The 20,948-nt window shown below is 46.9% G+C and carries 19 protein-coding genes; 11 read left to right on the top strand and 8 right to left on the bottom strand.

What is annotated here, in order from left to right:
* Window positions 1–47: 47 nt before the first annotated feature.
* From JOY44_RS19880 to JOY44_RS19865, 4 genes are all read left to right on the top strand, one after another.
* A complete protein-coding gene (locus JOY44_RS19880) occupies window positions 48–1,226 on the top strand; it encodes an isomerizing glutamine--fructose-6-phosphate transaminase (protein ID WP_171575289.1) in 1,179 nt (392 codons plus the stop codon).
* Window positions 1,227–1,412: 186 nt separating this feature from the next.
* Window positions 1,413–2,915, top strand: coding sequence for an esterase-like activity of phytase family protein (locus tag JOY44_RS19875; RefSeq protein WP_171575288.1), 1,503 nt, complete (start codon window positions 1,413–1,415; stop codon window positions 2,913–2,915).
* A gap of 165 nt (window positions 2,916–3,080) precedes the next feature.
* Window positions 3,081–4,109, top strand: a complete 1,029-nt coding sequence (locus JOY44_RS19870; protein ID WP_171576133.1) for a hemerythrin domain-containing protein — start codon at window positions 3,081–3,083, stop codon at window positions 4,107–4,109.
* A 114-nt stretch (window positions 4,110–4,223) separates the two neighbouring features.
* Window positions 4,224–5,090, top strand: coding sequence for an SDR family oxidoreductase (locus tag JOY44_RS19865; protein WP_171575287.1), 867 nt, complete (start codon window positions 4,224–4,226; stop codon window positions 5,088–5,090).
* A 93-nt stretch (window positions 5,091–5,183) separates the two neighbouring features.
* On the opposite strand, the gene JOY44_RS19860 is transcribed toward JOY44_RS19865, so the two are convergent.
* The gene (locus JOY44_RS19860) at window positions 5,184–5,435 is read right to left on the bottom strand and encodes a hypothetical protein (RefSeq protein WP_171575286.1); all 252 of its coding nucleotides are present in this window, start codon (window positions 5,433–5,435) and stop codon (window positions 5,184–5,186) included.
* A 213-nt stretch (window positions 5,436–5,648) separates the two neighbouring features.
* On the opposite strand from JOY44_RS19860, the gene JOY44_RS19855 reads away from it, so the two are divergent.
* The 3 genes from JOY44_RS19855 (at window position 5,649) to JOY44_RS19845 (ending at window position 7,388) form a co-directional block, all read left to right on the top strand.
* Window positions 5,649–5,804, top strand: a complete 156-nt coding sequence (locus JOY44_RS19855) for a hypothetical protein (protein ID WP_171575285.1) — start codon at window positions 5,649–5,651, stop codon at window positions 5,802–5,804.
* 70 nt (window positions 5,805–5,874) lie between these two features.
* Window positions 5,875–6,306 carry a hypothetical protein gene (locus JOY44_RS19850; protein WP_171575284.1) on the top strand — a complete coding sequence of 144 codons (432 nt, stop codon included), beginning with the start codon at window positions 5,875–5,877 and terminating at the stop codon, window positions 6,304–6,306.
* A gap of 158 nt (window positions 6,307–6,464) precedes the next feature.
* A complete protein-coding gene (locus JOY44_RS19845; RefSeq protein ID WP_203032068.1) occupies window positions 6,465–7,388 on the top strand; it encodes an alpha-isopropylmalate synthase regulatory domain-containing protein in 924 nt (307 codons plus the stop codon).
* A gap of 10 nt (window positions 7,389–7,398) precedes the next feature.
* Here the strand turns inward: JOY44_RS19845 and JOY44_RS19840 are convergent, their stop codons facing one another.
* The 4 genes from JOY44_RS19840 to JOY44_RS19825 all read right to left on the bottom strand — a co-directional run bounded on the left by JOY44_RS19840 (window position 7,399) and on the right by JOY44_RS19825 (window position 10,737).
* Entirely contained in the window at window positions 7,399–8,268 is an 870-nt protein-coding gene (locus JOY44_RS19840) for a fructosamine kinase family protein (protein WP_171575282.1), read from the bottom strand.
* Between the two features lie 60 nt (window positions 8,269–8,328).
* Window positions 8,329–9,639, bottom strand: coding sequence for a M16 family metallopeptidase (locus JOY44_RS19835; RefSeq protein WP_171576132.1), 1,311 nt, complete (start codon window positions 9,637–9,639; stop codon window positions 8,329–8,331).
* A gap of 186 nt (window positions 9,640–9,825) precedes the next feature.
* A complete protein-coding gene (locus tag JOY44_RS19830; protein ID WP_171575281.1) occupies window positions 9,826–10,293 on the bottom strand; it encodes a SufE family protein in 468 nt (155 codons plus the stop codon).
* A gap of 72 nt (window positions 10,294–10,365) precedes the next feature.
* Window positions 10,366–10,737 (bottom strand): hypothetical protein, encoded by a 372-nt coding sequence (locus tag JOY44_RS19825; RefSeq protein ID WP_171575280.1) that lies wholly within the window; start codon window positions 10,735–10,737, stop codon window positions 10,366–10,368.
* A gap of 284 nt (window positions 10,738–11,021) precedes the next feature.
* On the opposite strand from JOY44_RS19825, the gene JOY44_RS19820 reads away from it, so the two are divergent.
* A complete protein-coding gene (locus JOY44_RS19820; protein WP_171575279.1) occupies window positions 11,022–11,513 on the top strand; it encodes a helix-turn-helix domain-containing protein in 492 nt (163 codons plus the stop codon).
* A gap of 146 nt (window positions 11,514–11,659) precedes the next feature.
* Complete coding sequence (locus JOY44_RS19815; protein WP_171575278.1) at window positions 11,660–12,979, top strand: C1 family peptidase; 1,320 nt, start codon at window positions 11,660–11,662, stop codon at window positions 12,977–12,979.
* Between the two features lie 109 nt (window positions 12,980–13,088).
* On the opposite strand, the gene JOY44_RS19810 is transcribed toward JOY44_RS19815, so the two are convergent.
* Both JOY44_RS19810 and JOY44_RS19805 read right to left on the bottom strand, forming a co-directional pair.
* Window positions 13,089–13,598 (bottom strand): pentapeptide repeat-containing protein, encoded by a 510-nt coding sequence (locus JOY44_RS19810; RefSeq protein ID WP_171575277.1) that lies wholly within the window; start codon window positions 13,596–13,598, stop codon window positions 13,089–13,091.
* Entirely contained in the window at window positions 13,595–14,980 is a 1,386-nt protein-coding gene (locus JOY44_RS19805; protein WP_171575276.1) for an LCP family protein, read from the bottom strand. Before JOY44_RS19805 ends, JOY44_RS19810 begins: the two co-directional genes overlap by 4 nt.
* A 509-nt stretch (window positions 14,981–15,489) precedes the next feature.
* On the opposite strand from JOY44_RS19805, the gene JOY44_RS19800 reads away from it, so the two are divergent.
* Both JOY44_RS19800 and JOY44_RS19795 read left to right on the top strand, forming a co-directional pair.
* Window positions 15,490–17,871 (top strand): tetratricopeptide repeat protein, encoded by a 2,382-nt coding sequence (locus tag JOY44_RS19800; protein WP_171575275.1) that lies wholly within the window; start codon window positions 15,490–15,492, stop codon window positions 17,869–17,871.
* Between the two features lie 214 nt (window positions 17,872–18,085).
* Complete coding sequence (locus JOY44_RS19795; protein WP_171575274.1) at window positions 18,086–18,868, top strand: hypothetical protein; 783 nt, start codon at window positions 18,086–18,088, stop codon at window positions 18,866–18,868.
* Between the two features lie 172 nt (window positions 18,869–19,040).
* Here JOY44_RS19795 and JOY44_RS19790 read toward each other — a convergent pair whose 3' ends face one another.
* Window positions 19,041–20,846: a S8 family serine peptidase gene (locus JOY44_RS19790; protein WP_197985593.1), complete on the bottom strand. Its 1,806-nt coding sequence runs from the start codon at window positions 20,844–20,846 to the stop codon at window positions 19,041–19,043.
* Window positions 20,847–20,948: the final 102 nt, after the last annotated feature.

Genomic DNA, 20,948 nt, shown 5'->3' with positions numbered 1-20,948 from the left:
AGCGATCGCCTAAGGCACACTAGAGGTATCCTTCCCCTGCTATTAACGTGAACTCCAATCTACCGGGTGCTGATATAGTCAATCAGCTTGATTCTGCCGATCTATGTGGATTTCCTCATTACATGCTGAAGGAGATTCACGATCAGCCTCAAGCGGTTCAAGTCTGCCTAGAACACTACCTACCCACCTCGTACTCTGCACTCCACACTCCGTACTCTTCCAGTCTCACTGCTTTTCTTTGTGACCTGAATGAAGTTCATATCTTTGCCTGCGGTAGTAGCTATCATGCTGGATTGATTGCCCAGTATTGGATTGAGCAACTGGCAGGCATCCCTGTGCGTATTCGATCTGGCTCAGAGTTTCAGGAAGCGCCTCTGCCTATGAGTGCAAACACGCTCATGATTGGCATCACACAATCGGGCGAAACGGCTGATACACTGAACGCGATCGCCCTAGATAAACAGCGTCGAGCTGCTCAATCTCCTGCATTTCAGCCGCATCTGTTGGGTATTACGAATCAACCCGCTAGTGCTTTAAGCAAATTGGTGGATTGGACATTGCCCACCTTGGCAGGCACAGAGATTGGCGTAGCTGCCACGAAAACGTTTATGAATCAGTTAATCGTTTGCTTTTATCTCGCGCTAGAACTCGCGCTTGTTTGCCAAGCCATTGCACATGAAAAAATTCAGATCCATCATGCCGAGCTATATGCGTTACCTGCAAAGATTCGGGCTGTGCTGGAGTTAGAAATCCAAATTAAGAATATTGCCCAGGAATGGGTCAATCAGCAGCACTGTATTGTTTTGGGACGTGGAATTAATCGAGCGATCGCCTTGGAAGGTGCATTAAAGCTAAAAGAAACTACTTACATTCATGCAGAGGGCTATGGAGCTGGTGAGTTTATGCATGGACCCATCGCCTTACTAGATGCCCGTATCCCCGTCATTGCGATCGCTCCTACTGACTCTACTCACGCTGCCATGATTGCCAACCTACGTAAAGTCAAATCTCACGGTTCACCTATTATTGGCATACTGACGGAAGATGCCGCACCCGAAACCATCAGCTTGTTGGATCACGCGCTGATATTGCCAGCGATCGCCAATCCTCTTTTTCCTATACTCTCCGTGATTCCACTGCAACTGCTGGCCTATCATATCGCCGTTCAACGAGGACTGAATGTGGATAAACCCAGAAACATCACGAAGACGTTGAGCGATCAGTAGGGTGGGGTAGGAAGTAGGTAGCAGATTAAACATGCTTTATGTGAAGGTGATATTAAGCGATCGCACTAATTGTATAAAGATATCAATTAGTCAGCGATCGCTAAATCTTTGTTGACCTTATCTAAACCTGTTCTTAATGTTGGTGCCCGATTCTCAGATAGGTCAGTAATTTTACATATACTTCCAATGGCAACCTTTTCTCAAAGTCGGCTGTCTGCGCTAGCGTTTTCTTTAAGCCTATCGGCTTTAGGTTTTGCTACAGGCACTCAGTCAGCTCAAGCATTCACCTTCGTCAATTCTTTAAGCATCCCCGGTAATGCTACAGATTTGGCATCTGCTCCCACGGGTAATAGCGCTAACACAAATCGCTTGGGCGGTTTTGGCTCCGATCTTTACTACGATCGCGACAACAAAGTCTTTTATGGCGTTGTGGATCGCGGACCGGGCGGCGGCACCATTCCTTACGACACTCGTGTTGAAAAGTTTACAGTGGATATTGACCCCAATAGTGGAGGCATCAGCAACTTTAAACTTTTGTCCACCATCTTATTCACCGACCAGACTGGCGAAAACTTTAATGGATTCGATCCTCTTCTTTTGAACGGTGCTGCAAATGTGCTAGGTCGCAGTCTTGACCCAGAGGGTTTTGCCATTGCGCCCAATGGCAATTTCTACGTGTCGGACGAGTACGGTCCCTCCGTCAAAGAATTTACACCCGCTGGCAAACTCGTTCGCGAATTTGAAATACCTGCCAACCTTCTTGCCAGAGATGCTCAAGGCAACCTGGCTTTCTCCGGTGATAGTTCTGTCACTGTGGCACAAGGACGGCAAGCCAATCGTGGTTTTGAAGGGCTAGCGATTACCCCCGATGGCTCTAAGCTAATTGCTGTTTTACAAGATCCGCTGACGCAGGAAGGCACTCCTACTGGACGTTCTAGCCGCAACGTTAGACTTGTAGTGTTTGATGCGGCAACGGGCAAGAGTACTGCTCAATATGTCTATCCTTTGGAAACAGTAGCTGAAATCAATGCTCGGATTCCCGGCACTACAGGTGACTTTGGCGCGACAGCGCAAGGTCGCAACATTGGGGTTAGCTCCATTGTTGCGCTAAATGATCACGAATTCATTGTGCTAGAGCGCGATAATCGGGGAGTCGGAGTAGATGACCCGACTGGGAAGAATCCCGTTGGTAGCAAGCGCACTTTCAAAATTGACATTACAGGCGCAACCGATGTGAGCAATATCAGCCTCACTGGTTCAAATAACGCGATCGCTGGGGTAACACCGGTTGGCAAGTCGCTTTATTTTGATATTCAAGCTTTGCTAGCTGCCGCAGGACAAACCATTCCAGAGAAATTTGAAGGCTTCACGTTTGGTCCACAACTGGCGAATGGCTCTTACTCAATTCTGGTTGCGACTGATAATGATTTCAGCGTGACTCAAAATGGTACAGGTGTGCAGTTTGATGTTTGCACAAACGGTGCCAACGTTGCGTTAGATACTTCCTGCCCCTCTGGCTCAACTCTGCTCCCTTCCTATCTATATGCGTTTACCGCAACTGCGGCTGAACTCGGTAACTATGTGGCTCCTACCAGCAATGCTGCTGTTCCAGAACCCACTACCATGACTGGCATGGCACTAGCAGGGTTAGGCAGTTTGTGGCTAAAGCGTCGTAAAAAAAGCAGCTAAACCCATCACTGATCGGGATACTCAATTTCGTATCTCGTTTTGATAGGTGATCCATCTTTTAGTTTCAAATGCTCCGTCGTGCGACAGATGGAGCATTTTTTTATGCGATGCACACTGTCAATATCCATGTTTATAAAGATTCCTCACACTCAGGAGAATGCTGAAATGGTTTTAACTTTGAATGATACAAAACGCACAGCGATCGCCGTGAAATTGGCAGATATTCGTGCAGTCCAAAATCTCATCCTTGACAGCGAAAAAGAGTTTCTTAAAGCTTGTGACGACGCTGAATTGCGCGATCGCTTTCAGCACATGATTGCAGATGACGAAAAAAATCTGGGCATTGTAGACACCGTTATTACTCAATACGGCATTCAAGAAAAGCCTTCTGAAAAAACTCAAGAACTGATTCAAAAAACACAAGAGTTGATGAAGGGTTCAGAACTGAGTTTTTATGAAAAAGTAGTTCAACATGAATTGTTGAAACATGCCCAGTTTATGTCTGGAGTTATTGTTCATAAAGCGGGTCAAGTAGTGGGTGCTGATGTTGAGGTTGCTATCACCCCATTGAACACCTTTAACTTTGAAAGCCGTGCTCATCAAGAGCAACTCAAAGGTGTTTTAGAAGTTTTAGGAACGCGTGAGTTGACCGGGCAAGATCCTGATCAAAGTGTATGGGGACGGGTGCAAGATGCGATCGCAGCATTCTCTGGCGTAGTAGGTAGTGCAGTCACTCAAAACAGCAATAGCTCTGACATGAACATTCAAGAAATCATCTTTGCTGATCACCGCAAAGCAGATACCTTGATCATGGAAATTGCAAATTCAAACGATGCTCAAAAAATTCAAGAATATTTTGGGCAATTGTACAAAGATCTGTCAGTTCACTCTGAAGCAGAAGAACAAGTTGTATATCCTACTGTTCGTGCTTTTTATGGGGTTGAAAACACCCAAGAATTGTACGATGAGCAAGCAGAACTTAAAGTTCTGCTAGAAAGAATGAAGTCTATGGATGCATCCTTACCTGCTTTCAAAGACTGCTTGAAGCAAGTGAAAGAAATGGTCGGAGATCACACTCGGCAAGAAGAAAGCACCATGTTTGCTGCAATTGGTAAAAACTGTAGCAAAGAAGAACAAGAGCAATTAGGCTCTCGCTTTAAGGAAGCTAAAAAGCAGCTACAAATCAAGCTGTAACTAACAATTCACCTGCTAAAGCATTGCTTTTACTACTGATAGGGACGTTATTGACAGCGTCCCTATTGACCTTTGTATCAACGCCAACCAACATTGAAGAAAAGGAGGTTAGACATGACTCAATCATCCTCTAAACAATTGCAACCACCTCAACATCAATTCTTTCAACCAGGGTTAGAGTCTGAGATGGACCCAAAGCCTCAAGCATTAGGCTCTAACTATCAAGCAGCTAACAAGCTTAAAGGCAAAGTAGCATTTATCACGGGAGGAGATAGCGGTATTGGTCGCGCGATCGCCATTCTGTTTGCAAAAGAGGGCGCAAATGTCGCAATCTCTTATCTAGATGAACATTCCGATGCAGAAGAAACCCAGCGATTTGTAGAAGCAGAAGGACAAGATTGTCTACTTATTCCAGGGGACATCGGCAATGAGCCATTCTGTCAAAAAATTGTAGAGCAAACTATTCAAAAATTTGGTCAGCTAGATATTTTGGTCAACAATGCGGCGGAACAGCATCCTCAGCAAAGTATTGAACAGATCACTGTAGAGCAGTTAGAGCATACCTTTCGGACAAATATTTTTAGTATGTTTTACCTGGTAAAAGCCGCTTTGCCGCACCTCAAACCAGGCAGTACTATTATCAACTCTGCTTCAGTTACAGCATATAAAGGTAATTCCAGCTTGTTAGACTATTCCTCAACAAAAGGGGCAATCGTAGCGTTTACGCGATCGCTTTCTGCTTCACTGGTTGAAAAAGGCATTCGAGTCAACGGTGTTGCACCAGGTCCAATTTGGACTCCGCTGATTCCGTCAACCTTTCCTGAAGAAAAAGTAGAACGGTTTGGCGCTCAAGTACCCATGCAGAGAGCGGGACAACCAGAGGAAGTTGCGCCGTGCTATGTTTTTCTCGCATCCAGTGATTCATCCTACATGACTGGACAAATGCTGCACCCCAATGGTGGCGACGTGGTGAATGGTTGATATTCACCTATCTGAAAATATATAAACCAACAGCCGATTTAAGTAGGGATAGAGTTGAGCAACTCTATCCCTATTGAGCGTCTATCGAGTGATTTAATCAATTTGTCTAGGCTGAGTATAATTTTGTTCGTAGCTTGGTGTTTGGGACTCATTGGTCAAACTAATAAAGAGGGTCAATGTGATTGCGACTGCAACAATCGACCAAAACACATTGGGAGCATCGCTGCCAATATCACTGATATGCCGCCATTCGGCACAGACGCGACAATATTCAATATTATGGCGATCGGGATGAGGAGCTATCTGGCAAGGTGGTACAGCACAGCCTTGATGAGGGCAATTCATAGGATTCTCCTGAAGATTTTTTAAAGTAGAGCATAATCGGGGCAGGACTCCTCACCACTGTTCGTATCGAACTTCTAATACCAATAGTTTTATGTATGTCAATTGTATATACAAAAGATTTTTATTGAAAGTATTTATATATACAAAATCTATTTATTTTGAGTACCTAAACAAAAGTTCTCATAGGGCCGCTCGTTTCAAAATCATTGAGCTGTGCGGCTTATCAACAGTGATGTGAAGCCGATTGATAGCCGCGATCGCGTTCAAGAACAAGAAAATTCCAGGATGCCTGCAAAATATCCTCCCTTCGCCTCAAAATATTCCCGCGTGAAATTGTATATCTTGATCTATTTAGTTCGCCAAGATTGATATACGATTGATGAGCGTGTGAGAGCAATCTCAACTAGATGCAGTGCAGTAACGTAAATTGAAGCCCACTATGGATAGGAAATTAGTAAGTTTTCGACTGCCTGAAGACTTAATGCAAGATCTAAGGGAACGGGCAGGCGTGGATGGAATTGCAGTCACCGAACTAGTTTGTAGGCTGCTGCGTCAAGGCTTGAAAACTAGCACCGATGACCGAGTTGCCGCCCTTGAAGACGAAATTCGAGAATTGAGACAGTTACAGCAAATTAATTTTAGCAATGTCGCTTCAGCCGCCCCTCCCGCCCCTGTTTATATGTTTCCTCAGCCAGTCCCTGCTCGTGAGGGTGATGGTGAAATTAAACAGCGGATGGCTGATTTAGAAGCATTGATGAAAGAAGTAATTACAAGTTGTGCCAGCATTCCCAAGCTAGAAAGTTTGGTGGAAGAAATCCAAACGACGCAAGTGATGGTCTGTGCAGAAAAGGAGCGTGAGCGGCAAAAATAGTTAACCAAAAGCGATGGTGCAGTAAAAGCCCCCTGCTGCATCTAGCTAAGTAACTGTCTTGTGACCGTGGTGTGTGGTGAGTATATGCCTCAACTCAATCGCATCTACAGGTAAGAAATATGCCTCCAAGTAAGCTCCCAACTACATGTACTGCTTTAGTGACTGCAAATGTTTTCCAAAACGTTTTGGCAAGACATGATCCGCACTGCGAATACTATACAAGCCTGTTAAGGCGACTCGCATCCCGTCCGGTTCAGTGGTACACCACTTCTTTTGATTGGAATTTGGCGCTGACTTTTTGGGAACAGTTTAAGGGAGCAGGAGTGGATGAAGCCTGCCAGGATGCCTATTGGGGATTATTAAACCAGGTGAAAGCTTACCCACTTGAAAGATCGGTTTGGGAACTGTCGGGAGAGTTGCAAATTGGCAATTTCTGTGATGCTTTGCGGCTAGCAACAGCGATCGATCAAGCAGTGGATGTGATTGTAACTCAGGAGCCGCAGCAATTTGCTCGAACAGTAGTGGACTCTTATCGAGCGCAAGTGGACGGCTATTTTTATATCACCTTGCCGACGATTTGTGCTGAGACGGGGCGCGAAGTGAACAACCACATTGGAGTATTTTCAGTGGGTGCCTTTCTATTGAATTTGGATAATATTGGACGGCTGCCGCTCGTTATGCAGCTACCAAGATCGGAGTCCTTGCGGATAGAAAGCCTGCAAATGATCGTTAGCGACGAGAGTGAAGCCACTATTTTTTTGAAAGGATGCGCCGATCGGATAACGGTCACTGCTAGGGGGAGAACTCCGTTCGAGGCAATTCAGCGAGCGATCGACCAAGCAGTAGATGAATGGTACGACATGCCCATTCGACAGTTGGTCCGTTTTTGGATTAGACCTTCGACCTTGACGGGAGCCGATTCTCCAGTGGAAATGGTGGTGGGTGTGGAGTGCGGCGATTTGAATTTTGAAAGTAGTGCCTGTAGCGGCAACTGCATCCGGGCGGCAGCAGATGCGTATGTGAAAGTAATCAACTCGATCTGTGAGCATTTGAAGCTGAAAGTTCGGGACAAAGAAATCTAAATCCTTCTTGTTAGCTGGAACTCAGGATTTGCTCGATCATCCGATTTGCCTGAGCCGCGTAGCTACCGCCAAACAGGTTGAAGTGGTTGAGGACGTGGTAAAGGTTGTAAAGAGTTTTGCGCTGCGAGTAGCCAGAATCTAGTGGAAATGCTGCATTGTAGCCACGATAGAAATCAGCCGGAAAGCCACCAAACAGCTCAGTCATAGCAATATCCACTTCGCGATCGCCATAATAAGTTGCTGGATCAAAAATCACGGGTTCGCCAGTTTGGGTAACTGCGGCATTGCCTGACCACAAATCGCCATGCACTAAGGCTGGCTGTAAGTCATGCCCTGCTAATAATTTAGGAATCGCACTGAGTAAGCGATTTTGAGCAGGAAAAATTCCTCCTCGCTGCGCCGCTAACCCGAACTGATAGCCGAGTCGGTGTTCTATCCAAAATTCCGCCCAGTTCCTTGTCCAGTGGTTGATTTGAACCGTTGCTCCAATCGTATTGTTTACCTGCCAACCAAATCCTTTGAGGCTAGTGTTTTGGTGCAGTGCCGCCAACTTTTGACCCATTGCTTCCCAAGCAGATCCGCTGTTGCGTCCCAAATCCAGCCATTCTAAAACTAAATAGGCAGAACCCGCTGTGGTTCCCCAGCAAATTGGCTTGGGCACTCGAATGGTTTGGCTGGCAAGCAGTTCATTCAATCCCGCTGCTTCTGCTTCAAACATGTCAAGTTGAGAGGCTTGATTCAGCTTGACGAAGTAAGTTTGCTGACTGCCAGAAATCGCATAAGCAGAGTTGATACATCCGCCACTGACCGATCGCCGGGTTTCTAGTTGAAACAGTTGACCCGTACTCTGGCTCAAATGCGCTGCGATCAAATCCCACATAGAGTTTTCAAGGAAACGCTTATCACTTGCTTGCTTATTACTTGCTTTAAGGTAGATGTCTTACTCTTCTCCGGGTCGAATCGTGACAATGCCATACGCCTGAGGCGAAAGATAGCGCTGAACTGAAACTCGCACGGCCTCAGCATCGATCGCCTGAATGTAATCAGGGTAATGAATTGCAGGCTTTAGATCTCGCAGCAACGTGTGATAGTAGCCATAAAGCCCGGAGCGATCGCTTGGAGTTTCGTTGCCAAACACAAAGCTATTGGTCGTGCGAGTCCGAATTTTGGCAATTTCAAGTTCAGTAATCAGTTCTGTTTGTAGGGTTTGGAGATGTTGGGCGATCGCCGCTTCTACCACTGCCAAATTTTCTGTGGGTAACTGAGCCGAAATATAAAATGCGCCCTGATGCAGATAACTCATATTACTCGCCGAAATGTTTGAGACTAAGCCACGGTCTTCGCGCAGATCACGAACTAGCCGGGAGGTGCGCCCCCGACTCAGCACCGATGCCAAAACATCCAATGCATAGGTTTCTTGAAGATTGTTCAATCCTGGTACTCGCCACACCATAATCAATCGAGCTTGTTGCAAGCTATCGTCGGTGACTTCCCGGCGGATGATTTCGGTGAACGGAGTTTCGGGAGTCAGAGATTGAGGTGTGGGGAGAGATGAGTTTTTTCTCATCCCTCGTGCTTGTTTGCGTGCGCCTTGCTGAAAACTGTCCTCTACAATCTGGATCAGTTCTTCGACGGGTAGATTACCCACTACACAAGCAGTCATGGATTGGGGCTGATACCAATTTGAGTGGAAGTCGCGCATTTGCTGCGCAGTCAGATTTTCCACAACTTCAGCAGGTCCCAACACATGGCGGCGATAGGGCAGGCGATCGAAGGTGAGTTCGGTGGCATGGTGAAAGGTTCGACGACGGGGATTGTCTTGCGATCGCCGAATTTCTTCTAACACGACTTGCCGCTCTCGCTCAAACCCATCATCAGGAATAGTCGCGTTCATCACCACATCCACTTGTAGGGGTGCCAATTCAGCAAAATCTTTTGGAGCTGTTGTGATGTAGTAATGAGTGTAATCCTGACTGGTGGCAGCGTTGGTCACAGCTCCCCGCTGCTCAATCAACCGCTCAAACTCGCCACTTTGCAGCTTTGCTGTGCCCTTAAATATCATGTGTTCTAAAAAGTGCGCCATCCCATTAATGCCATCGGATTCCAACGCAGAGCCAACATTGAGCCAAATGTTTAGGCTGACGGCTTCTGTAGGCATCTGTTCGGCAATGATGGTCAGCCCGTTGGCTAAGCGATGGATGGTCGGCGCATTCAGCGGTGAGGTAGAAGACTTGAGCAGAGTAGCCGTCATGCAGTGCCCTTGATGTGGGTGATATCTGACCATTTTAGACGGTTCAGATTCGGGATAACGGATGAAGCGAAGAACGAGTTAAGTTTTAGTTAATTTAGAGTGACTGGCTGAGAGACCTCAGTTTAATTTCCCTGTTCTTGATTCGCTCAAGTCAATAACACTCCAGCCATGTGAAACCAATCGTGGTTACGGGGTTGAATCATCAGCAACGGATTGCATAGATATTTCCAACTGACACAATAGAGCCTTACGCTGCATCGTTTGAAAGATGTTGTAAAAGCCGTTTGCGCGAGAAGGTGTGAGGCTGACATCTAAACCAGTATCTTTGATGAAGTCAGGAGTAAGCTGAGAAATTTCTTGGGGAGTCAATCCATTCAACCCTTCAACCAGCAGCGCTACTAATCCCTTGGTTAATTGAGCATCGGAATCTGCCTCAAACGTGACTTTTCCATCCACTAATGCGGCGATGATAAAAACCTGAGAGACGCATCCTGGAACCCTATTCTCAGCATTTTTTTGAGACTCTGGGAGCGCTGGCAAACGCTTGGCGAGCCAGAGGAGATATTCGTAGCGGCGTTTTGGATCAGTTGTTTGTTGTAGACGACGAACAATCTTTTCTAAAACGGGTGGCAATGGCACAGATGAGGTAGACATTTAAAGGCTGAGAGACGCGATCGCGCCGCAAACATGAGTCACTACCACCTTAACGCGCAATGGGCTAGCTGTTTATGAAAGCATATTGCGAAGCTGACGGAGCGATCGCACACAAGCTGGACAATCACACCCAAATAAAGCGACCGTGGCATCACTTTCTTCTTCTGTCATATCAAATGAGGTTGCCGTGACATCATCAATTTCGGCTATCTCCTTTACACCCAGCGGAGATTGAGTAATATCAAAAACCTTAGCAGTGTCAGATGCTAGACGCTTACAGGTAAATTTCGTTGCTGTCAAGGTTGCCGCACGTAAACAAGTTGTCTCTTTAGAAACCTGAACCCAATCAGATTTATTGGCTTGAGCAGGTTGAACCATAACCAGCGACATAACTGAAGCAAATGTTGCCGGGGAGAGGAGCAGAAGCCGAAGAAACTGATTCATAGTGAGTGTGAAGAATCAAAACTTGCTAATTATTCCACATCAACTGATAAGTGATCCGCAAGCTTTAAAAAAGACTTGGCCTTGCTTAACACTTAAGCAAGGTCTGTAGGTGCTTGAGAATTTGCAACAACAAGGTTTCTTCACAAAATCCTATATCCCATACTCTTTGCTGGTGCTTGGTTTCGCAGTTTCGCAAAGTATCTCTATAATGAGACGATTTCTGTTCATGAGGCTTTTTTGAATCAGGATCGCCGTTAGCGTATGACTTGTTGTGGAATAAGTTTATGAAGGGTGGAAGCAAATATCAGCCATTGCTAGAGTACTTACTTCAGGAAGATCGTCCTGAAATAGTACTAACGTTTGCGGATATTGAAACTCTCATGGGTGCTCCATTACCGGAATCTGCCCGCCACAACCGGGCATGGTGGAGCAATCGTAGCAAAGGCGCACTACAATCAACCGCTTGGATGAGTGCAGGTTATTTAGTGAAAGATTTAAACTTTTTGGACGAGCAGGTCACTTTTCACAAACCGCCTCAAGTTTACACAGTGCCGCGCGTGAATGATCAGATTCAATGGAACGGGGAACTGGTCAAAGCCTTGCGATCGCACATGGGGCTAACTCAAGCAGGATTTGCCAAAGAACTCTGCATCCGACAGCAAACTGTCAGCGAATGGGAAAAAGGAGTATATGAACCCTCACGAGCTTCTTCAAATTATTTAACTCTGGTTGCCGAAAAAGCCACGTTTAAGCTTGAGTCAGGAGACATCGCTTGAATCACTAATTGCTGTTGGGTACTGCTCAAGCAACCCGTAGCTGTTTGCTTTTTAAGCAAGAAAGTTTTTGTAATTAGCCTGCGGGAATTCAGGATTAGTTTTGGGAATACCAGAAGAACGAGCACTGGAACCTATAAACACAATTCATGACACGTCATAAAGTCACGACTCTTACCAATCGCGCAACTGGACAAACTATCAAGTTAGGCGGCTTTCAACCCGCTAATGGCAAAAAACCACCAAAATCTCAAAAATACTCTAGCGATCGCTTTCAGCCCGAACAATTGCCGCCACGGGTCGATTTGCGCCCTTATATGACCGCTGTTGAAAACCAGTCTCAACTCAGCAGTTGTGTTGCCAACTCACTAGCTGGAGCCTACGAATATCTAGCAAAACGGGCAAACGGCAATGCTGGTGATGTTAGCCGCTTGTTTATTTACTACAACGCCCGTGCCTACGAAAAAAGCACAGAAGATGCTGGCTGTATGATCGTATCTGCAATTCAAGTGTTGCAAGAACATGGAGCCTGTAGCGAAGCAACTTGGGCATACGATGAAGCCCAAGTTAACGTGCAGCCTCACGATGCCGCTTACGAAGAAGCCCGTAATTTCTTGGTACAAGAAGCTCAAGAAATTGAGTGTGACCTAACCGCCATGAAGAGTTGTCTCGCTGAAGGCTTTCCCTTCGCATTTGGACTCAAACTTTTCCATTCCTTTGACAAAGCCGAAAAGCGCGGCATTGTTCCGATTCCTGACTCTTCCGAACAAGGTCGGGCAGAACACGGCTGGCATGCCATGCTTTGCGTGGGGTATTCCGACCAATCTCAAGCGTTTATCGTGCGTAATTCTTGGGGCGAAGGCTGGGGTGAAGAGGGCTACTGTTACGTGCCTTACAGCTATATGACTAATCCTGAATACTGTCAGGAGTTATGGGCAGTTCGCGCTGTAAGCGATCTGGATTTTAGTCAGGGCGTATGGGTAGAAGACGATTTTTCAGTTGCAGATGCCATTTTTGACCTGTTCGGCGATGAGCTAGACACAGATACAGAATCAGAATCAGAGTCAGTTTATACCTACGACTATGTTGAGTATGAGGATGAATCCAGTGAGGAAGCAGAAGAAACTGATGACTCTGAAGAATATGAGGAATCGGCTGAAACTGTAGACGCTGACTACGAGGAGAGTGAAGAGATTTCTGAAGAATACGTAGAAGAGACCTCTGAAGAATATTTAGAGGAAACTGAAGAGTCCGAAGAATCGACTGAATCTGTGGAATCTAGCTACGAAGAAACCGAAGAATACTCAGAGGAAGAATTCAGTGAGGAAGAAAGCGAGGAGTATGAAGAGGAAGAAATAGAAGATAGCAGCAATGAGGAGGAAGAAGATGAGGAAAGCGAGGAAGAGGAAGTAGAGGAGGATTATGAAGAAGAGATAGAAGAGGAAGAGGAGATGGAGGAAGAGGAATAAAAGCTTTAGGGAAGTAGCAGCCAATTAAATTTTTCTATCCCAAAAAACTTGAGGTCAAGGCACTTCGTGGTCTTGACCTCAAAAAGTTATTAAGCAGCGCTGACCATCGCTAACGACAGCCTAAACTATCTCTGGTCGAAATGCCTGTGACGGAATTAATGCCATCTGCCCGTTTGCAAAGTTGGGTGACAGTGTAGCGATCTACAATGGCATCAGTAAAGTCGGCTCCAGTAATATCCGCCTCCTCAAAAATGCTGTTGGAGAGGGTTGCTCCGGTGAAGTTAACGTTGGTCAAATTAGTTTTATAAAGGGTGACGCGATCGACTAGTGCTCCTTCCAAGTTAGCGCCCGATAGATTGGCACCCAGCAGGTTGCCTTTGGTAAACATGGCGTTAGTCAGGTTGGCTCCGCTCAGATTTGCACCTCGCATTTCGGAGGAAACGAAATTTCCCCCTGATAAGTCTTGATTGGAGAAGTCTTGATTGGCTAGTTGGGCATTAGTGTAACCAGTAAACTTACCTTCCTCAGCAAAGGCGGGCTGAGCACTGAGCAAAACCCAAGCGAGCGCTAGAGCGATCGCCCCTAAAACAAACACCGAATTTCGCAGCCAGTTAATCATTTCGCTTGCTTCCCCCAATCATCTCCAACTCTGATAGTGATGTCTGACTCTAGATCGCCGGTGGAATTTGCATCAACCGTGCCAAGCCCTAACTGTTGTTGTAGCACTTGGGCCGCTTGGAGGTCTCCTCGCTGAGCAATAACCTGAGTTTGGGCTTGCCTATCTGCCCAATCGGAAGCGATGACCACATTTGAAAAGCCTAGTGAGATTAAACGCTGACTAAGTTGCGACGCGGCGTTGGGGTTACGGGAGGCATTTTGGATAGAAATTCGGAGGGCAGTAGCTGAGGCATCCCCTTCTAACGAGGATGATAGAGGATCAATATCAAAGTATTGCTTCATGACGCGATCGCGCCCTGCCGGGTCCATGATCCAGTAGCTGGCTCTAAATTCATCCGGTGAGCTAAACCGTCCTGGCAACATCACCATCTTAAAATTACCTTCACCCAACTTCCGCCCTGCACTCACCAGCGCCAGCATTTCTTCCAGGGTTAAATTGGTGTCGATGTACTTCTGCATCGCCTGCACCAGCCTAGGAATGCGGGGAATCACACTGGGACTTGTCAATTGCTTTCGCAGTGCCTTTAAAAGCGCTTGTTGCCGCTGCACTCGCCCAATATCTCCAAGATCATCGCCGCGAAAGCGGGCAAACTGTTCAGCTTGGGAACCATTTAGAACTTGCTTTCCAGGCGATAGATTGATCTTTAGCTTTTGAGTTTTGTCTTCGTAAACCATGGGTTGAGGCACGTAGACTTCAACGCCACCCATGAGATTCACTAGCTCTTTGAATGCTTCAGTGCTGACGCGCAGGTAGCGATCGATCTGCACGCCATTCAGCACGCTACTGGCAGTCCGGGCCGCTAGAGTGGCTCCACCTTGCACATTGGCATCGTTGATTTTGGTAATACCGACTGAGGGAATTTCAACTTGAGTGTCTCGCGGAACCGACAAAAGGCTGATGGAATCGGTATCTGGATTAACCCGTAGTAACAGCATCGTATCGCTACGACCATTAAATATTTCGCGAGAACCGGGTGCCGCAGTGGGTACGCGATCGATGCCCATGACCAAAATATTAACTGGGCGAGAAACTTGGTAACCCACGCCAAACTGCCATAAATCCAGCGGTTTGGTAATTTTATCTTTAGCAACCAGACCCATGGGTAAGGGCAACAAAAGAGCAGCAGTTAAACCAATGGTTGTAGAAGCAATGGTCACAATGCCCAAAGCGAAAGCTTTTTGAAGCCAGTTGGCGGCAGAGGGTTGTTTGGATGACACAAGAGGCACTTGTTTAGAAGGGGTTTGAGCCTGACTAGCCCATTGCGGCGGGAATGAATCTGATTTGGCTTTGGTTTGTGGGCTATTGGTATCAACTTGTTTCACAGTTACTCCTGTCCTCTCAATTCCTTCTGCCCTGATTCATTCACGCATGACCAACTTTTGCGATATGTAAACTTTTCGAGATTATACCCCGCTATAGACTCTTGCTTATCTATAAAACGACAGAGTTAAAAATTTCTCACCCTAAAGTCCTCTCTCATAGGAAAGGGATTTTGAATCTGGGGGCTTTTTTCCAGAATAATATAAGCTTATTTCCTGCAAGGTAGACAGCCAGGGAACAGGCGAAGGTGTCATGCCACCAAAATTAAAAGTTCTAACAGCGATACACAAGATAATGAGTGGTTTCCGTAGATTCTAAAAGATATTGGACTGGTGGCTTCGCGTAGTTTACCCATTTTGCTGGTTAGGTCACTGTAGCCGATCGTTACTCTCATGTATCTCTTTCCTGATTAGATGCTGAATCTATGAAAAAAGATTGAAAGGGGATGTAAGTCCACTTGATCAATTTGATCAATTTAATTCAGCAGTCTTATTCAGGCGAGCAAACCGCTGTGAAAAACCGTCATTGGCTTAATCTTGCAGAGTCCATTATGCTGGTCGGTTCCGGTGTTGGCTCCGTGGCAACCGCTGTGTCTCAGCAAGTGCTGTATGCAGCGGCTCCAGTTTCAGCATTACTATTGCTGAATGCGTTGAACCATCGTCGGTTGGAGCAAGAGACTCGATCGGATATTGATGGCGCGATCGCTCAGCTAGATCAAAAATTGTCAGGAACCATTAACCTGATGCAGCAGCAAATTCAAGGGTTGCCCAGTGCGCTTCACCTTGCGACTTTGCGAAAAGATCTTCAAGGGAAAAATCAAGCACTTTACAGTGAACTGTCTAACAGCATTTCGCGACTACAACAGGAAATTACCAAGCCAGAATGGCGATCGCTCAGACAAGAAATGGCTCAGTTGCAACAGCAGCAGGCTACCTTAGATAACTCTTTGGCAGGACTTAGGGAGTCGCTGGCACGGCTCACTCCACCCAAACAGCTCACCAACTGGCAACCCGATATTGATCAACTGAAGGCTGAGCTGGCTCAACTGCATAGCGCTCTTCAACAGATGGAGCCTCAGCAAAATTTGGGGAACTATCGCACACTGCAAGATCAGATTAGCCAGCTCAATCGTCGCCTCAATCATTTGCCTGCGCCTTTCGATGCCAACGCTCTCAAACAAGAAGTAGAAGCGTTGATCAAAATGGTGGGCGAGATGGCAACGCGGCGGGATCTCTCGCGATTGGAGATGCAGATTAGTAAGATTGCTCAGCAAGGCAGCTATGTGGAACAGGCGATCGCGCCCCTGAAGTTGGCAACCACAATCTTGAAGAAGCAATTGGATGTGACGACTGCAAAGGTTGTAAACGTCGAGGTATGGCAGCAGGCAAGCTCCGATATTCCAGAAACACTGACCACGTTGCAAACGACGATTCACACGTTAGAACAACGGCTAAACCAACTCACCACAGATGATCTCAATCACTTAAAAGCAGAGCTACAGAGCGAACTTGCCACTCAACTCGATCAGGTTCAGCAGCAATTAGGCAGCCTGCACCAGCGATCGCAGGATTTGGAGCAGCAGCAGCAACGCCTGCACGATTCAGTCCAACGACTGCCCCACTTACTAGATACCAGCGCCCTGCAAAACGAGGTTAAATATTTGGCAACCCGCGTGGAATGGGCAGAAAATACTGTGACTAGCTTGCAGCAGGAAATCCATACGGGCAATCTAGAGCCTCACTATGAGTTTGTGTTTGATGTGCAAGCAGAAGCCCGTGAAAACGACTCTTCTCACTTAACTAGCCGCGCCATGCTAGAAACTGCGCTCAAAAAAGCTCAGGCTCGGCTGGTAATGGTATATCCCTTTCCAGAAGCAGTGATCTTTGATGATGCCATGATGCAGCAATTGCAGCAGTTTTTGGCAAAAAAGGGCTGTTTGGATATTGGCTGGGGACATTTGGGCAATACCAAAGATTGGTATGCATCGCGCCCCATCGATCGCCGTCGGGCAGTCAACTCGACCGAAAAAGGCTTTTTATACACGACGCTAAACCAGTTGACGGCGTTGAAAAAGCAATATCCTGACCAGTTTCGCTTTAAGGTGCTGGGAACTCACGAACACTTTTTAGTTTGCGATCGCGCCTACGCCATTCTAGGCACCCCCGCGATCGCCACAGCCAGTGCCGTTTTCCCTGCTGCTGCGGTGGGGTTACGCACCACCGAGCCGAGCGTGATTCAAGGGTTGATTGACCGCTTCGATCAACCAACCCTTGATGCAGATGATGCAGAGGCTTACTTCAATCGTGCCTCCACGCGCTACGATTTGGGCGATTGTCCCGGTGCGATCGCTGACTACACCGAGGTGTTACGGCTGAATCCCCAAGACGACATCACTTACAATAATCGTGCCCTGGTTCGCTACGATCAGGGCGACAAAAAAGGTGCGATCGCCGATTTAGATGCAGCTATTCAGCACAATTCAGCCAACCTTATTGCCTACTGCAACCGAGGCTTTATTCGGTCAGAGGTGGGCGATAAATTGGATGCGATCGAAGACTACGCCAACGCCATTCAACTTAATCCCGACTATGCTCCGGCTTACTTCTATCGTGGGCTAACCCGCACTCGCCTACAAAACAAGCTTGGAGCAATTCAAGACTACACCGAAGTGATTCGCCTCAACCCTCAAGACGCGATCGCTCACTTTTATCGGGGGCTTGCCTGCGCCAAAATTGGACGACAATCGGAAGCCACCTATGACCTGCACCGAGCCGTCCAGCTATTTTCAGATCAAGGCAATACTGCCAGCTACCGCCAAGCCTTCACCGCCCTCAAAAAGCTGCATAAAACCCTCGCCATTGGAGACACCGATAAATTACTGGTAGGGGGATAGGCTACAGGTGCAATGTGGTGGCAATCGCTTTATACATCTGAAAATAGGCGGAAAAATTCTGCCTATCCACCCCAAACGGCATACTATACGGAAAGATTCAGTCTATATATCTAACTAGAGATGTTATTCAAAAACAATCTGCATATTCACCCGTTTCGGAGTGTTATGCGGAAACCTTCAGTCTAATAAGTAGTTATGTCTCTGGAGTTTTGGATTGAGAATTGAAATTGGCTGTAACATTTGCTCTCATGATAATTCGGAAGAGAATTCCTCTTTCGTGAGATATTCGCGTCTCTGCTCTGTTCGTGATGATGGTATTTATGAATTTGAGTGCCCTGAAGGACACCGATCAACAACGGTTTTACTTACACCAAAACACGAGGTTCTTTTTTTGATTGCCTCAAATGCTCTGCTGGATGGATATTTGCGAGAGGCTATCGCTAGTTTTGCTGCATCCCTTGAACGATTTTATGAGTTTGTAATTCGCGTCATTTGTCGATCAAAATCTATTTCTCAGCAAGATGTCGAAAAATGCTGGAAGTCGGTATCAAAACAATCAGAGCGGCAACTTGGTGCTTTTACCATACTTTGGTTTGTGGAGATGGGTGATCCTCCAGATTCACTTTCAAACAAGATGGTTGAATTAAGAAATCAAGTTATTCATCAAGGAAAAGTACCCTCTTATGAAGAGTGCATCATATTCGGAAAAGCAGTTATTAACGTAATTTCTCCAATCGAGCGCAAGATGCTTGATAAATTTCCCGACACCCACAAAGATGAGTGTTTTGCATTGTCGAGATCTGTAAGAGAAAACCACAATCAACGACTTGCTATGTTGAGTATTGACTCTCCATTGAGTGCAGCAATTCAAGAAAATACGGATCTTGAAATAAGCTTGGAGGGTTTACGTTTACATCGCAAAATACTTGGTATGCCATCCATTGCTTCAGAGCTTATGAGAGCCACAACAGTACGTCATGTGCCCAAAGAACCCTAGTAACCGCAATGCACTTTGAGTGTAATGGTTCTTAGCCAAAATATCTACGTCGTGATTGCGAACGTTATCTTTGCAGATCCGAAAGTTTTAGATAAGATCGCTCGATTTCCTAGATGCAAAAAACTGGGATGAGCGCTAAATAGACTCATCCCAGAATGATGAAGGAATGGAACTACACCACCGGGATGGCTTGTTGCCACGCTAGGGTTTGAGCGCTAGGCATGGAAAGCACGATCGCCCGTCGGATGGCGGCATCTGCATTCACTAGCCCGCTGCCTGTGGTGCGATCGTAGCCAGGAACCGACAGGTCATATGCCGTTTCTGCCAAGACCTGTTTTAGTTGCGTCGCCGTCAGGCTGCTGTTGGCGCTCCACACCAGAGATGCCACGCCTGCCACATTGGGAGCCGCCGCTTCAGTGATTTCAAAGCTGGTGTCATAGCTAAAGTTAACCGTGCCATTATTCGCTTGTGTTGCCTGCGTTGTCACTACTTCACCCGGAGCCATCAGCGTTAGCCCTGTGCCATAGTTTGAGCCATCGGTGCTGGAGTAAGAGATGCGCGTACCAGGAATCCTGGCAATCCCGTCTTCATCCTGCCGATCCCAAACTGCGCCCACTGCCACCACGTTACTGTAGCGCTGTGCCAGAGATGCCAGGGTCGAAAGCTGGCTGCTGTTCGTGTCTCCTGCGGCAATCACAAACAGGACGTTGGCTTGATTTTGGGCAACCAGTTCTTCTAACTGAGCAGAAACCGATGAACCGACTACATTCAGACTCAAGTTGATCACTAAACGCTGCCCTGCATTATTGGCGGAATTAATCATTTCACGGGTGGCATCCACCAGACTCAAGTCACCAAAGTCATTTCCTGCTACATCAATAGTCTGGATAGGTGAGTTCCAGTTGATGCCGCTGATGCCCTGCCCATTGTTGGATGCCGCTGCGATGATCCCTTGGATGGCAGTGCCATAAGAGTAGGACGAGTCAGAAAAATCATCGCTGTAGTTATTAGGGGAAGTACTACGGTAGGTGTTTTGCGATCGCAGATCGTTATGGATAAAACCCAGTTGATTGACTGCGCCACCAGAATCCTGAATGCCGACCAAGACGTTGTTGGAGCCCGTGGTGAACTCCCATGCGGTTTGCACGCCCATCATGTGCAGGCTGGTTTGCTGATTGAATAGCGGATCGTTGGGCATAATCGCCAAGGCAATGGTGCGATCGCTAAACCGAATTTCCTCAATACCCTCAAATAAAATCTGGTTGCCGTTGCTCAGGGTAATCGCATCAAACATCCGTGCACCATTGCCAGTGTCGTAAGCAACCCCACCCCCAGTCAACCCGGCGCGGTTGAGGATAGCCGAAGTAGACAGCACATTGGATAGATCCAACAGATCACGGGAGCCTGTGCCAAAATCAACATTGCCATTGCCAGAGATGATGGTGCGTCCAGTGCCTAGATTGACTCTAAAGGTATCGGCTCCCAAAGTTCCCTGCAAACGTTGGAATCCATTCACTGCTGTGGAAGAAAGGCTGAGGTTGTAGTTAGTGTTACCCGTCCACTGCTCCACGCGCACAAAGTAGGTGCCTGCCGCTAGATTATTCAATTGGATGGAGTCAGAATTGGTGCCGCTCAAATCGGAAGAGTCCAGCACATCACTCTCATCAAAGCGCCCATTGCCATTGCGATCGCGCATCAAATACAGATCCGCATCGGCGCTCAGCCCGGTTAAATCAATCCGCACATCGCTATTGTCTGACACATAGAAGCGGTAATAGTCTATGTCATCCGTCGTCCCCACAAAATCGCTAAAGTTTCGGGTGCCATTCAGGATGCCAATATTGCGCGCCGTAGCATAGGAATCTCCGGCTGCATCTGCCGTCAACGTTAGGGTGTAGTTCGTTGAGGTGTTTGAGCCGCTAAAAGCGCCCTCATAGACCACCTCCACCAAATAATTACCTGCTGCTAGCGCATTCAAACTGATTTTTTCGGAGAGGCTTCCATTTAAGAGCGATCGCCCAATGGTTTCACCCGCATCGACTAGGCCGTTGTTGTTGCGATCTTGAATGAGGTAAAGATC

Source organism: Leptolyngbya sp. Cla-17 (assembly GCF_016807185.1).
Lineage (GTDB): Bacteria > Cyanobacteriota > Cyanobacteriia > Leptolyngbyales > Leptolyngbyaceae > ULC077BIN1.
The sequence above is the reverse complement of the archived record's forward strand: the minus strand, read 5'-3'. Positions and strand labels throughout refer to the sequence as shown.

What these genes read in the sequence shown, in the direction of transcription:
- JOY44_RS19835 (WP_171576132.1), bottom strand. Translation starts at nt 9,639, where the DNA reads ATGACGGCTACTCTGCTCAAGTCTTCTACCTCACCGCTGAATGCGCCG.
- JOY44_RS19840 (WP_171575282.1), bottom strand. Translation starts at nt 8,268, where the DNA reads ATGTGGGATTTGATCGCAGCGCATTTGAGCCAGAGTACGGGTCAACTG.
- JOY44_RS19850 (WP_171575284.1), top strand. Translation starts at nt 5,875, where the DNA reads ATGGATAGGAAATTAGTAAGTTTTCGACTGCCTGAAGACTTAATGCAA.
- JOY44_RS19825 (WP_171575280.1), bottom strand. Translation starts at nt 10,737, where the DNA reads ATGAATCAGTTTCTTCGGCTTCTGCTCCTCTCCCCGGCAACATTTGCT.
- JOY44_RS19865 (WP_171575287.1), top strand. Translation starts at nt 4,224, where the DNA reads ATGACTCAATCATCCTCTAAACAATTGCAACCACCTCAACATCAATTC.
- JOY44_RS19860 (WP_171575286.1), bottom strand. Translation starts at nt 5,435, where the DNA reads ATGAATTGCCCTCATCAAGGCTGTGCTGTACCACCTTGCCAGATAGCT.
- JOY44_RS19810 (WP_171575277.1), bottom strand. Translation starts at nt 13,598, where the DNA reads ATGATTAACTGGCTGCGAAATTCGGTGTTTGTTTTAGGGGCGATCGCT.
- JOY44_RS19820 (WP_171575279.1), top strand. Translation starts at nt 11,022, where the DNA reads ATGAAGGGTGGAAGCAAATATCAGCCATTGCTAGAGTACTTACTTCAG.
- JOY44_RS19830 (WP_171575281.1), bottom strand. Translation starts at nt 10,293, where the DNA reads ATGTCTACCTCATCTGTGCCATTGCCACCCGTTTTAGAAAAGATTGTT.
- JOY44_RS19875 (WP_171575288.1), top strand. Translation starts at nt 1,413, where the DNA reads ATGGCAACCTTTTCTCAAAGTCGGCTGTCTGCGCTAGCGTTTTCTTTA.
- JOY44_RS19870 (WP_171576133.1), top strand. Translation starts at nt 3,081, where the DNA reads ATGGTTTTAACTTTGAATGATACAAAACGCACAGCGATCGCCGTGAAA.
- JOY44_RS19815 (WP_171575278.1), top strand. Translation starts at nt 11,660, where the DNA reads ATGACACGTCATAAAGTCACGACTCTTACCAATCGCGCAACTGGACAA.